The organism is Caballeronia temeraria (assembly GCF_001544795.2).
GTDB classification, from domain to species: domain Bacteria; phylum Pseudomonadota; class Gammaproteobacteria; order Burkholderiales; family Burkholderiaceae; genus Caballeronia; species Caballeronia temeraria.
Genome location: NZ_FCOI02000001.1, coordinates 484,422 through 497,453, shown reverse-complemented (window position 1 = coordinate 497,453; position 13,032 = coordinate 484,422). Strand labels below are relative to the sequence as shown.

Sequence of the window (13,032 nt, the reverse complement as noted above, 5' to 3'; positions counted from 1 at the left end):
CTCTCGTTGCCGCGCGTGACGGCGTGGACGGTTTATCGGGTGAAGCCCCAGAACATCAGATACCACGCGCTGTCCGCAACGGCCAGCGCCGAAACAAACCATACCATCGCGAGGACACGGGAACCAGGCATCGATGCATAGCGGCCCGTCACGCGCCACGCGAGCCACGCGCTCCACAGATTCGCGGCGGCGAGCAAACCGAGGCGCAGACCCGGCACCCACCACAGCGGCAGATGCTCGGCGCGCAAAAGCGACACGGTCGTCGCGGACAGGCCGAGGAACACGCCGACGCCCGCGATCGGGATCAGCGCGAGCGTCAGATGATGCAGGCGCGTCGCGTTCATCCTGCCGAGCATGCGCGTGGCGAGTGCCAGAAGCGCGAGAAGCGCGGTGCCGTACACGAGCCCCGTCGCGACGATATAGCCGATGACCATCGTCCCGTCGAGCCAGGAGAAGACGTCGTTCTGCTCCGGGTAATGCGTGAAGAGGAACCACGGCGCGTTGGTATCGAGCGGCCAGAGGATGTTCTGATCGATCAGCCACGCGGCGAGATATTGCTTGAGATCGACGAACCACGTGCTCACGGTCCAGTGGAACGCGCCGATCGCGATGCCGAGCAGGCCGTACAGAATGAGCGCGGTGTCCCACGGGTTCGCGGCCTTGTCGCCGAGCTTCACGACTTCGTCCGACGGCGAGCGCCACGTGAGCGCGATGGCGTCACGATGACCGCTGCATCGGCCGCACATGTGGCAGTCCTGCGCGCCCTTCATATTGCGCAACGGGACGAGCGGCGCGCAGTTGATCGGAATCACGCGATGACCGTGCTCGCCCTTCGTGTACGAGCGGCGCCACGCGTCTTCGTTGACCTTGTAGTGGAATGGCGCAAGACGCGCGAGCAGCGAGAACACGCCGTTGACCGGGCACAGATACTTGCACCACACGCGCTTCTCGCGGCCGTACAACACGCCGATGATCATCGCGCCGACGGTCGAGCCGCCGAGCACGAGCAGCACCGCCTTCGGATACTGATAGACGCTGACCATCTGGCCGTAGATCGTCGTGAGGCCGAACGCGACGAACGGCCAGCCGCCCCAGCGCATCCAGCGCGGAATCGCCCAGCCGCGCCCGAACTTGCTCGCGAACTCGGAGAGTGCGCCTTCGGGACACAGCACGCCGCACCAGACGCGGCCGAGCATGACCATCGACAGCAGCACGAACGGCCACCAGATGCCCCAGAACACGAATTGCGCGGCGAGCGTGAGATTGCTCCACAGATGCGCGGAGCCATCCGGCAGCGGCATCACGGCGGGAACGATGATCAGAAATGCATACACGGCAACGACGACCCACTGAATCATGCGGATCGTGCCGCCGTGACGTTGCATCCAGTGGCCGGCTTGCTGAAGCCGGCTCGGTCTAGGCATTACGGAACTCATGCTGGACGGCTTGCCGCCTTTTGTTTCTGCGCCATCTGGTGATTCGAACGGCGCAGCAGAAGATAGATGACGACCCAGTACGCCACGTACGCGACGAGATTCATGCCCGCCGGATGCGCGCGATAGCCGGTGAGTGTAGCAACGAGCGATCCGAAGGTACTCGAATCGTCGAGCAGCCACGACGTGTTCCACACCTGATTGACGATGACCGGCAGCACTTCCATGTCGATCAGCTTGTCGACGCCCGTTTCGAAGAGACCCGCCGCGAGGAACAGCAGCATGATTTCGGTGACGCGGAAGAACGAGCGCCACGAGAAGATCTTGCCGCCGAGCTGCAGCACGTAGAACGTCAGCAGCGCGAGGCCGAAGCCGAGAATGATCGCGATGTACTGCGACGCATCGACATGCCCGGATTGCCCGAAGCCGACGCCGTAGAGGAACACGGCCGTCTCGCTGCCCTCACGCGCAATCGCCAGCGCAACCAGCAACGCGATGCCCCACCAGTGCCCGTCCTGCGTGCTCTTTTGCAGCGACGATTCCATGTCGCGCTTGAGCGTGCGGCCGTGGCGCTTCATCCACAGCACCATCTGCACGATCAGCACGCATGCGATCAGCACCATCGCGGTCTGGAAGTAATCCTGCGCATTGCCCGACAGCACTTCGGTGAAGCCGATCAGCGCAGCGCCCAGCGCCACCGCCGCGAGCAGTCCGATGCCGACGCCGGCCCACAGATAAGGCAGGCCGCGGCGCGCCTGATGGTCGCCGTTCTTCAGCCACGCGTAGAGAATGCCGACGACGAGCAACGCCTCGACGCTCTCCCGCCACACGATGAAAAGTACCTGCCCCATACCCGACCTCCAGCAATTCCACTTCAACCGGCCGCGCGCGGTGCGACACCCTCGCGCGGCACGTTCCGTTACTTCGCGACGATCACGCCTTGCGCGCTCTGATGAAAATCGTCGAAGAACTTGTATTCACCCGGATCGAGCGGTGCGATCACGACGAACGAATCCGCGCCCGGCGCGAGCACCTTTTCCTTGCGCAACTGCACGCTTTCGAATTCGGCGGCGCCCTTGCCGACGTTGTGCACTTCGATCTTGATGCGCTGCCCCGCCGGCACTTCGATGCGCGCCGGGTTGAGCTTGCCGTCGTTCATTTCGAGCTTGAACGTCGGCAGGTCGGCGGCGTGCGCCATGTTGATCCCGGCAAAGGCGAACGCCGACATCGCGAGTGCGGCCACCTGACTTTTCAGTTTCATGCGTACTTCCTGAGAATGAACGCGCCCGGTCCAGGATGCCGGGCGCAACGGACGATCAGTAACCGCCCTTCTTGCCGATGCCCGCGAACGGGAAGTCGTATTCGATCGTGAACGGCTTGAACCACGGACCCACGCCCGTTTCCTTGTCGGTGTGACGGCCGAACGCCATGTGACCTTCCTGCGACGGCGGCGAGATGTGCAGCTTCAGGTGATACTTGCCCGGCCCGAAGAGCTTGACGTTGTCGCCGTAGTGCGGGCCGTCGCTCGCGACCATCGGCATCAGGTCGCCCTTGATGGTCTGCGTCGAGCCGACCTTGCTGAGTTCATACGTGACGTTCAGATACGGCATCCAGTCGCCTTCGGCGAAACCGGTCGGGTTGTTCTTGACCGCGTGGATGTCCGCCTCAAGGTGGATATCCGAATCCGACGCCTTGCGCATCATGCCTTCCGGCGCCATCGTGATCGGCTGGAGGTACACGGCGCCCGTTTCCATGCCGCCCTCGATATGCTGCTTGCCGATCGGATATTCGGCAGCCGACGCCGCCATCATCGCCGTGAGACCTGCGGCGGCGACGAGGCCGCGCATCAACGTTGAACCCATCAGAAACTCCTTGTTGTTATCGATTGGCGCGCGTGCCACGCGAGCCTTGCCACTGGAAACGGGAGCGCCGCTCGGCTGGCGGCGTTAGCACAAGTCTGTGAACGTTAATACGAACCATTCTCAATGTTTGTCAGTTTAGCATCCTTCGATAGCCGGAACAATTTGACGGAGCTTACAGACCTAGGCGCAGTAAGGCTTTTCACTGAGTCGGGCGATTTTCCGCGGACAAAGAAAAAGCGCGGCGAACCGTCCGATTCGCCGCGCCTTGTGACTTAGCTGTTGGAAATCACTTACATACCGCTTACTTCCCGCCGATGCCGCTCACGTGATCGCCCACGTTCGCGCCGAACACGCGTTGCCGCAGCAGCGCCAATTGGTCGCGGGTCTGCGCGGCCTTTTCGAATTCGAGATTCTTGGCGTGATCCATCATCTGCTTTTCGAGGCGCTTGATTTCCTTGGCGATCTGCTTCTCCGACATGTCCTCGAACTTCGCGCGCGTCTGCGCTTCCTTCAGCTCGGCGCGGGCTTCGTCGGCGTTGTAGACGCCATCGATGATGTCCTTGATGCGCTTTTCCACGCCGCGCGGCGTGATGCCCATCGCCTCGTTGTGCGCCATCTGTTTCGCGCGGCGCCGCTCGGTTTCGCCGATGGCGCGCTTCATCGAGTCGGTCATGTTGTCGGCGTAGAGAATCGCCTTGCCGTTCACGTTACGCGCCGCCCGGCCGATGGTCTGGATCAGCGAGCGCTCGGCACGCAGGAAGCCTTCCTTGTCGGCGTCGAGAATCGCGACGAGCGACACCTCGGGAATATCGAGACCCTCGCGCAGCAGGTTGATGCCGACGAGCACATCGAACGTGCCGAGCCGCAGATCGCGGATGATTTCCACGCGCTCGACCGTGTCGATGTCGCTGTGCAGATAGCGCACCTTCACGCCGTGATCGGCGAGAAACTCGGTGAGCTGCTCGGCCATGCGCTTGGTCAGCACGGTGACGAGCACGCGCTCGTGAACCGCGACGCGCGCGTTGATTTCCGAGAGCACGTCGTCGACCTGCGAGCGCGCCGGACGCACTTCGATTTCCGGATCGACGAGACCCGTCGGCCGCACGAGCTGCTCGGCCACCTGCCCCGCCTTCTGCTTCTCGTAATCGGCGGGCGTCGCGGAAACGAAGATCGCCTGGCGCATCTTGCGCTCGAACTCGTTGAACTTGAGCGGCCGGTTGTCGAGCGCGGACGGCATGCGGAAACCGTAATCGACGAGGTTTTCCTTGCGCGCGCGGTCGCCGTTGTACATGCCGTTCAACTGGCCGATCAATACGTGCGATTCGTCGAGCAGCATCAGCGCGTCGGGCGGCAGATAGTCGACGAGCGTCGGCGGCGGTTCGCCCGGCGCCGCGCCCGAGAAGTGCCGCGAGTAATTCTCGATGCCCTTGCAGAAACCGAGCTCCTGCAGCATTTCCAGATCGAAGCGCGTGCGCTGTTCCAGCCGCTGTGCTTCGACGAGCTTGCCGTCGCCGTGAAAGAATTCGAGCCGCTCGCGCAATTCGAGCTTGATGGTTTCGATCGCGCGCATGACGGTATCGCGCGGCGTCACGTAGTGCGACGACGGGTACACGGTGAAGCGCGGAATCTTGTTGCGCACGCGGCCGGTGAGCGGATCGAAGAGCATCATCGATTCGACTTCATCGTCGAACAGCTCGACGCGCACCGCCATTTCCGCGTGCTCCGCCGGAAAAATGTCGATGGTGTCGCCGCGCACGCGAAACGAGCCGCGTGAAAAGTCGGCCTCGTTGCGCGTGTACTGCATCGCGATCAGCCGCGCGATGACGTCGCGCTGGCCGAGCTTGTCGCCCGTGCGCAGCGTGAGAATCATCTTGTGATACTCGGACGGATTGCCGATACCGTAGATCGCGGATACCGTCGCGACGATCACCACGTCGCGCCGCTCGAGCAGGCTCTTCGTGGCGGAGAGCCGCATCTGCTCGATGTGCTCGTTGATCGACGAATCCTTCTCGATGAAGAGATCGCGCTGCGGCACGTACGCTTCCGGCTGATAGTAGTCGTAGTACGAGACGAAGTACTCGACGGCATTGCGCGGAAAGAACTCGCGGAACTCGGCATAAAGCTGCGCGGCGAGCGTCTTGTTCGGCGCAAAGACGATCGCCGGGCGGCCCATGCGCGCGATGACGTTCGCCATCGTGAAAGTCTTGCCCGAGCCGGTCACGCCGAGCAGCGTCTGGAACGAGAGGCCGTCCTCGATGCCTTCGACGAGCTTGGCAATGGCGTCGGGCTGATCGCCCGCGGGCGGATACGGCTGATACAACTGAAACGGGGAACCTTCGAACGTGACGAACTTCGATTCGTCCAGTTCTTCCGGTGATTCGATGAGCGTGTCGGACATGAGAAATCGAGAGAGTCAGCGTCTGGCGCAAACAACCATTCTAGCGTCGTAAGCAATGCGCGCGCTCGACGCGACGTGACGGGTTCGGGAAGCGGATCGTTTGCAGATTGGGCGTGGATCACCGATCTCAAGCGCACACATTCGCGCCCTTTTTTATCGGTCGTTTTCGTCGCGTTCCCGCAAAAAAGGGCCAAAAAGCACGCGCATTCGCACCATATTCGTCCGAAAAGCCACGCCGGATTCGCTACAATGTGCGACTGGGCGCAACGGTTTTACACTGTTTTCCGCCACGCGCGCCGTGCCTTTGCTGTTTTATCGCGCGAATTTCCCGGCGCCCGCATCATCCGCTTGCTTCCTGCCGCACGTCTTTCCTTCACTGCCGATAGATCATGTCTCTTTTCTCTGCCGTCGAACTCGCTCCCCGCGACCCGATCCTGGGCCTCAACGAAGCCTTCAATGCCGATACGCGCACGACCAAAGTCAATCTGGGCGTCGGCGTGTACACGAATGAAGAAGGCAAGATTCCGCTCCTGCGCGCCGTGCGCGAAGCCGAAAAGGCGCGCGTCGATGCCGCGCTGCCGCGCGGTTATCTGCCGATCGACGGCATCGCCGCCTATGACTCCGCCGTGCAAAAGCTGCTTCTCGGCAATGATTCGCCGCTGATCGCCGCGGGCCGCGTCGTCACGGCGCAGGCGCTCGGCGGCACGGGCGCGCTCAAGATCGGCGCGGACTTCCTGAAACGCGTGAATCCGAACGCGATTGTCGCGATCAGCGACCCGAGCTGGGAAAACCATCGCGCGCTGTTCGAAAGCGCCGGTTTCGAGGTGGTCAATTACCCGTACTACGAAGCCGCCACGCACGGCGTGAACTTCGACGGCATGCTCGCGGCGCTGAACAGCTACGCGGCCGGCACCGTGGTCGTGCTGCACGCGTGCTGCCACAACCCGACGGGCGTCGATCTGTCGGACGATCAGTGGAAGCAGATCGTCGAAGTCGTGAAGGCGAAGAACCTCGTGCCGTTCCTCGACATGGCGTATCAGGGCTTCGCCGAGAACATCGAGGCCGACTCGGCCGCCGTGCGTCTCTTCGCGGCATCGGAGCTGAACGTGTTCGTGTCGTCGTCGTTCTCGAAGTCGTTCTCGCTGTACGGCGAGCGCGTCGGCGCGTTGTCGATCATCACGACGGGCAAGGAAGAATCCGCGCGCGTGCTGTCGCAACTGAAGCGCGTGATCCGCACGAACTACTCGAACCCGCCGACGCATGGCGGCTCGATCGTCGCGGCCGTGCTGGCGTCGCCGGAACTGCGCGCGACGTGGGAACAGGAACTCGGCGAAATGCGCGACCGCATCCGCGCGATGCGCAATGGTCTCGTCGAGCGCCTGAAAGCGAGCGGCGTCGATCGCGACTTCTCGTTCGTCAACAAGCAGCGCGGCATGTTCTCGTACTCGGGCCTGACGGCGGCGCAAGTCGACCGTCTGCGTGAGGAATTCGGCATCTACGCCGTGAGCACCGGCCGCATCTGCGTGGCCGCGCTCAACACGCGCAACATCGATGCTGTCGCGAGCGCCGTCGCCGCCGTGCTGAAGTAAGCCGGATCGACCGCTTCAAATGAAAATGGCGCCCACGTGGGCGCCATTTTTTGTGCGCGTCGAAAGCGGCGGATCAGAGCGTTTTCTGCGTGGCGATGGCTGCGGATTGCGCTTCGTCGTCTTCGACAAAGCCAAGCGAGATCGCGCGCGCCAGTTCGGCGCTCACGCCCGCGACGCTGGTTTCTTCGTGGCGTTTGGCCGCGCCGTTGCCGTCGCCGGCGTGCATGCAGAATGCGAGCGTGATCGGAAGCAGGATGGCGACGGGCCAGTAAGTCGATATTGTCTTTTTCATGGGACTGCCTTTGGTCGATATGTCACAGCGGGTAACGCCCTACGGGAACCCACTGATGGACACTTCGAATGATACGGAATCGTCCCAGGCTGAAAAAGTCCTTGAAAAGCAAAGGATTGTTGCAGTCGCAACAACGAGCCGATTTGCGGCGCAGAATGCGGCGCTCGCGTCTTACTGACCGCGTGTGGTCATAAAGGCTTACAAAGTTTTCGGGGACATCCATCCGCTGATGATGTCTTATTCGGGAATGGTTCCGCGAGTTCTACCACGATTATGAAATCCGCAGTTGCTGGTCTCTTTTTGGTGTCATCCGCCGCGCTTCTCGGCGGCTGCGCCGCTTATCCCGATGGTGCGGCCTATGGCGGCGGCTATCCGGGTGTCTATGACGATCCGGGCTATGGATACTATGGCGGCCCGCCGGTGGTCCAGCCGGGCGTCGTGATAGGCGGCGGTTATTACTCCGGTCCGGGCCCTGCGTACTATGGCCCGGGCCCGAGCCGTTACTGGGATGACGGTCCCGGCTGGCGCCGTCCGCCGCCGGGCGGTTGGCACGGCGGGCCGCCGCGCGGCCGCGGACCGGGCGGGCCGCCTCCGCAGGCAGGCGGCGGACATCCGAATGGTCCGCCACCGCAAGCTGGCGGCGGTCATCCACCGGCGGCGCCCCCTCCGCAAGCGGGCGGTGGCGCAACGGCGCCTCAGGCAGTGGGCGGTCGACCGCCCGGGCCGAATCGCGCCCCGCCGCCTTCAGCGAACGGCGGCGGCACGCGAGACAGCGGCAATTCACGCGGATTTCTTGGACGCTACGGCGGATAATGAGCGCGCGAGCGCATTCGAAGACAAGGCCGCGCCGGGTCGATCGATCCGGCGCGGCCTTGTTTTATCCGAGATGCGAATGCTGCGCCTTGTACAACTCGCGGAACGTGCGCCCGACCGGCGCGGGCATGTCGCGCGCGTCGGTCCAGCCGGCGCCGAATGGCAGTCGTGAGATCGCCTTCTTGTTGCCGCCGATGCGTTCGAGCACGCGCACCGCGAGCTTCGTGAAAAGCGCATACGCGAGCGGGCGCTTCGCGAGATAGCCCCATGCCGCGAGCGCGGCGCGTTCGTTCCAGGGACGCAGCCGGCGCTCCATCTGCTTTTCGCGCAACTTGCGCAGCAGATCCGAAAGCGGAATGCCCACCGGACAGACGCTGTTGCATTCGCCGCAGAGTGTGGCGGCTTGCGGCAGATCGAGCGCCTTGTCGATGCCGACATACGCCGGCGTCAGCACCGAACCCATCGGTCCCGGATACACCCAGCCATACGCATGTCCGCCGATCTTCTGATAGACCGGGCAATGATTCATGCACGCCCCGCAGCGGATACAGCGCAGCATCTCCTGAAACTCGCCGCCGATCAGCCCGGTGCGCCCGCCATCGACGAGCACGAAGTACATGTGCTCCGGACCGTCCGTTTCGTCCGCCGCGCGCGGTCCGGTCAGCAGCGAAAAGTAGTTCGAGATCGTCTGCCCGGTCGCCGAGCGCGGCAGAAGGCGCATCGCGGTCGCGAGATCTTCGAGCGTCGGCAGCACTTTTTCGATGCCCGTCACCGCAACGTGCACGCGTGGCATCACCGTGCACATGCCTTCGTTGCCCTCGTTCGTGACGACGGCTACCGAACCTGTCTCCGCGATCAGAAAGTTGCCGCCCGTCACGCCCATGTCCGCCGACATGAAATGCGGACGCAACACCTCGCGCGCCTCGCGCGTCATCTCGGGGATATCGGTGAGGCGCGGCTTGTTGTGGGTCTTCGCGAAGAGATCGGCGATCTGCTCCTTATCCTTGTGGACGACCGGCGCGATGATATGGCTCGGCGGCTCGTTGTCGTTGATCTGCAGGATGTATTCGCCAAGGTCGGTTTCGATCGACTGCACGCCCATCTCGCCGAGCACGCGATTCAGTTGCATCTCTTCCGAGACCATCGACTTGGTCTTGATGACCTTCTTCACGTCATGCTTGCGGGCGATGTCCGCGACGAGCTTCGCGGCGTCCTGCGTCGATTCGGCATAGAGCACGGTCGCGCCGCGACGGGTCGCTTCGCGCTCGAAGGTGTCGAGCCACACGTCGAGATTCTCGAGCGCGCGATTGCGGCGCTCCTTCAACGCGGCGCGCGTCGCCTCGAAGTCGATGTCGCGTACCGCGCTCGCGCGGGCACTGACGAACTTGGTCGAGAGCTTCGTGAGGTTCTGCTGCAGGCGTTCGTCGGCGAGCTTGCTGCCCGCGCGGGCCTTGAAGTGCATCGTCTGGACTTGCATCCGCTTGTCTCCTTCAGACGCCGTAGGTCACGTCGCCGGCGAGCACCTGCGCGATGTGCAGCACGCGCGTCGAGGTATCGCCGGTGCGGCGCAGGCGTCCTTCGATGTTCAGCATGCAGCCGAGATCGCCGAGCACGACGGCATCCGCCCCGCTCGCCTTGATGTTCGCGCACTTCTCGTCGACGATCGCCGTCGAGATGTCGCCGTACTTCACCGCGAACGTGCCGCCGAAGCCGCAGCAATGCTCGCAGCCCGCCATCTCGGTCACGGCCACGCCCGCTTGCGCGAGCAGTTCGCGCGGCTGCGATTTCACGCCGAGTTCGCGCAGGCCCGAACAGGAATCGTGATACGTCACCATGCCGTCGAACGCGCCCGGCTCCATGCGCGCCTTCGCGACGTTCACGAGAAAATCGGTCAGTTCGAACACGCGCGGCTGCATGCGCGCGAAGCGGCTCATCAATTGCGGATCATCACGAAAAAGATCGCCGTAATGCGCGCGAATCATGCCGCCGCAGGAACCGGACGGCACCACGACATAGTCGAACTGCTCGAATTCGCGCAGCGTCTTTTCGGCGAGATCGCGAGCGAGCGGCCGGTCGCCCGAGTTGTAGGCGGGCTGGCCGCAGCACGTTTGCGACGGCGGCACGACGACTTCGAAACCCGCTCGCTCGATCAGCTTGATGACCGAGAAGCCGATCTCCGGGCGCATCATGTCGATGAGACATGTCACGAATAATCCGACTCGCATGGGGCGTTTCCTGTTCTGTAGAGTGATGTGAACGCAGCGCCGATTATCCGCGAAAAGTCCCGGCCGACGGGGTTCTCGCCGGCTGCCCGCCGCATCGGCGGAACCGTTGTTTCCGCGTCGCGTTCGCTTTTTTCACATTATGAGATACAATCGTGGTTCCGCTGTTTGACGCATCAACCGATTTTTCACGATGAGCGATACGAACCCGGAATCCAAAACGTCCATTCAGGTGATCGAGCGCATGATGCGTCTTCTCGACGCCCTTGCCGATCACACCGATCCCGTCAGCCTGAAAGAGCTCGCCCAGAGCACCGATCTGCATCCGTCCACCGCGCATCGCATCCTGAACGACATGGTGCTTTGCCGGCTCGTCGACCGGTCCGATCCCGGCACTTATCGGCTCGGCATGCGCTTGCTGGAGCTCGGCAATCTGGTGAAGGCGCGTCTTTCGGTGCGCGAAGCCGCGATGCCGCCGATGCGCGAGTTGCATCGGCAGACCGGGCAGACGGTCAACCTCTCCGTGCGGCAGGGCGACGAGATCGTGTATATCGAACGCGCCTATTCCGAGCGCTCGGGGATGCAGGTCGTGCGCGCCATCGGCGGCCGCGCGCCGTTGCATCTGACGTCGGTCGGCAAGCTCTTCCTCGCCGCCGACGAAGCCACGCGCGTGCGCGCCTATGCGATGCGAACCGGTCTCTCCGGCCACACGCAGAACAGCATCACGGATCTCTCGAAGCTCGAGCGTGAGTTGTCGCTGGTGCGTCAGCAAGCTTGCGCCCGCGATAACGAGGAACTCGAACTCGGCGTGCGCTGCATCGCGGCCGGCATCTACGACGACACCGGACGGCTCGTCGCCGGCCTGTCGCTCTCCGCGCCCGCGGATCGTCTGCAGGACGCCTGGCTCAAGCAACTGAGTCACACAGCGCTCGAAATCTCGCAATCGCTGGGTTATCACCCGGAACAGGCAGCCGCCGACGCGCAACAGCACGCGCAACACGCGCACCGCTGATTCCTCCGCCGCATGAAAAAAGGGATTCGTCTTTCGACGAATCCCTTTTTCGCTTTTACGTCAGCGAATGGCGGGCGCTCAAGGATTCCCGCCGCTGCCCATGTCCGCGCTCATGATATGCGGCTCGCCGAGCGTATCGAGGAACGAGCGCAACCGGCCCGCATCGGCGAAACGCGAATACTTGCCGTACGAATCGAGCAGCACGATCACGACCGGACGGCCATTCACGGTTGCCTGCATCACGAGGCACTCGCCCGCTTCGTTGATGAAACCCGTCTTCTGCAAGCCGATGTCCCACGACGCATTGCGGATCAGCGCGTTCGTGCTGTTGTACGCGAGATTGCGCTTGCCGGTGAAGACGTCGTAACTGCGGTCGGTCGAGAACTTGCGGATCAACGGATACTGATACGCCGCGTTCACCATCTTCACGAGGTCGCGCGCGCTCGACACGTTCTGGCTCGTCAGACCCGTGGAATTCTCGAAGTGCGTGTCGACCATGCCGAGCGACTTCGCCTTCGCGTTCATCGCGGCGATAAACGCCGGACGCCCGCCCGGGAAATAGCGCGACAGCGCCGCGGCCGCGCGATTTTCCGATGCCATCAGCGCGATGTGCAGCATGTCTTCGCGATTGAGCACCGAACCGACCGCGAGACGCGAGCCGGTGAACTTCTCGTAGTCGCGGTCTTCGTCGGTGACGCTGATTTCGTCGGTGAGCGGCATGTGCGAGTCGAGCACGACCATCGCCGTCATGAGTTTGGTGATCGATGCGATCGGCACGACGGCGCGCGAGTTCTTGTCGAAGAGCGTCTCGGACGTGTTCTGATCGACCACGTAGGCCACGCTCGAACGCAGCGCGAGGCTGTCGGGCGTCTCATGCAGACCGAACGCCTGGCCGACCGACGTCGCACGCGGCTGGAACGCAACTGCATGCACCGACGCGCGGCGCGCATGCGGCTCCATGCGATACGACGCGCGACGCTTACGCGACGCGCGGGGCGCGTCTTCGTCGTCATCGGCGGCGGCGACCTTGGCCGCTTTCGCGGGTTTCGGCGCCTTGAGCGTGGTTTTTGCGACGCGCGCGGGCTTTTCAGCCGCGTCTTTCTTTGCTGTCTTGGTATGGGTGGCGGTCTTCGCAAGGGCTTCAGCCGGAGCCGCTGCGAAGGACGTCGCTACTGCGATGGAGACAGCGATGGACAATGCCGAGCGCACTGCCACGCCATGCACCACCTTAAACGACGAAAACATTTCGGTTTTCATTAGTGTTCTATTGGGCGGCTGGAGGGTACCGCCAAGTGTAGTGAAGCTACGAAATTTAAGCAATATTAAGCACTTATCGACACTCGTTAAACTGAGTTGTAAGCCGTGATTGCATATTGCTGAACAAAAACGCGCCTCGATCGGAAAAAACGAT

General features: G+C 62.9%; 12 protein-coding genes. 3 read left to right on the top strand and 9 right to left on the bottom strand.

From position 1 onward, the window contains the following. Positions 1-32: 32 nt before the first annotated feature. The 5 genes from AWB76_RS02265 to uvrB form a co-directional block, all read right to left on the bottom strand. Positions 33-1,436 carry a 4Fe-4S binding protein gene (locus AWB76_RS02265; RefSeq protein WP_208606526.1) on the bottom strand — a complete coding sequence of 468 codons (1,404 nt, stop codon included), beginning with the start codon at positions 1,434-1,436 and terminating at the stop codon, positions 33-35. Next, positions 1,433-2,284, bottom strand: coding sequence for an FTR1 family iron permease (locus AWB76_RS02260; RefSeq protein WP_061158472.1), 852 nt, complete (start codon positions 2,282-2,284; stop codon positions 1,433-1,435). Before AWB76_RS02260 ends, AWB76_RS02265 begins: the two co-directional genes overlap by 4 nt. Positions 2,285-2,352: 68 nt before the next feature. Continuing rightward, positions 2,353-2,661 carry a cupredoxin domain-containing protein gene (locus AWB76_RS02255; protein ID WP_374729906.1) on the bottom strand — a complete coding sequence of 103 codons (309 nt, stop codon included), beginning with the start codon at positions 2,659-2,661 and terminating at the stop codon, positions 2,353-2,355. Positions 2,662-2,749: 88 nt separating this feature from the next. Next, a complete protein-coding gene (locus AWB76_RS02250) occupies positions 2,750-3,295 on the bottom strand; it encodes an iron transporter (RefSeq protein ID WP_061158559.1) in 546 nt (181 codons plus the stop codon). A 301-nt stretch (positions 3,296-3,596) separates the two neighbouring features. Further along, positions 3,597-5,693 (bottom strand): excinuclease ABC subunit UvrB, encoded by a 2,097-nt coding sequence (gene uvrB / locus AWB76_RS02245; RefSeq protein ID WP_061158470.1) that lies wholly within the window; start codon positions 5,691-5,693, stop codon positions 3,597-3,599. 389 nt (positions 5,694-6,082) lie between these two features. Between uvrB and AWB76_RS02240 the strand changes: the two genes are divergently transcribed. Further along, a complete protein-coding gene (locus AWB76_RS02240) occupies positions 6,083-7,282 on the top strand; it encodes an amino acid aminotransferase (protein ID WP_061158469.1) in 1,200 nt (399 codons plus the stop codon). A gap of 73 nt (positions 7,283-7,355) precedes the next feature. Here the strand turns inward: AWB76_RS02240 and AWB76_RS02235 are convergent, their stop codons facing one another. Then, positions 7,356-7,574 carry a hypothetical protein gene (locus tag AWB76_RS02235; protein WP_061158468.1) on the bottom strand — a complete coding sequence of 73 codons (219 nt, stop codon included), beginning with the start codon at positions 7,572-7,574 and terminating at the stop codon, positions 7,356-7,358. Between the two features lie 273 nt (positions 7,575-7,847). Here AWB76_RS02235 and AWB76_RS38850 point away from each other — a divergent pair, with 273 nt between their 5' ends. Continuing rightward, positions 7,848-8,387 (top strand): hypothetical protein, encoded by a 540-nt coding sequence (locus AWB76_RS38850; protein WP_074171274.1) that lies wholly within the window; start codon positions 7,848-7,850, stop codon positions 8,385-8,387. A gap of 64 nt (positions 8,388-8,451) precedes the next feature. On the opposite strand, the gene AWB76_RS02225 is transcribed toward AWB76_RS38850, so the two are convergent. Both AWB76_RS02225 and AWB76_RS02220 read right to left on the bottom strand, forming a co-directional pair. Then, the gene (locus AWB76_RS02225) at positions 8,452-9,864 is read right to left on the bottom strand and encodes a lactate utilization protein B (RefSeq protein WP_061158466.1); all 1,413 of its coding nucleotides are present in this window, start codon (positions 9,862-9,864) and stop codon (positions 8,452-8,454) included. A 13-nt stretch (positions 9,865-9,877) separates the two neighbouring features. Continuing rightward, a complete protein-coding gene (locus AWB76_RS02220; protein WP_061158465.1) occupies positions 9,878-10,612 on the bottom strand; it encodes a (Fe-S)-binding protein in 735 nt (244 codons plus the stop codon). A 190-nt stretch (positions 10,613-10,802) separates the two neighbouring features. Here AWB76_RS02220 and AWB76_RS02215 point away from each other — a divergent pair, with 190 nt between their 5' ends. Continuing rightward, positions 10,803-11,621 carry an IclR family transcriptional regulator gene (locus AWB76_RS02215; RefSeq protein ID WP_061158464.1) on the top strand — a complete coding sequence of 273 codons (819 nt, stop codon included), beginning with the start codon at positions 10,803-10,805 and terminating at the stop codon, positions 11,619-11,621. Positions 11,622-11,699: 78 nt separating this feature from the next. Here the strand turns inward: AWB76_RS02215 and pbpG are convergent, their stop codons facing one another. Then, a complete protein-coding gene (pbpG, locus tag AWB76_RS02210) occupies positions 11,700-12,878 on the bottom strand; it encodes a D-alanyl-D-alanine endopeptidase (protein ID WP_061158463.1) in 1,179 nt (392 codons plus the stop codon). Between the last annotated feature and the right edge of the window lie 154 nt (positions 12,879-13,032).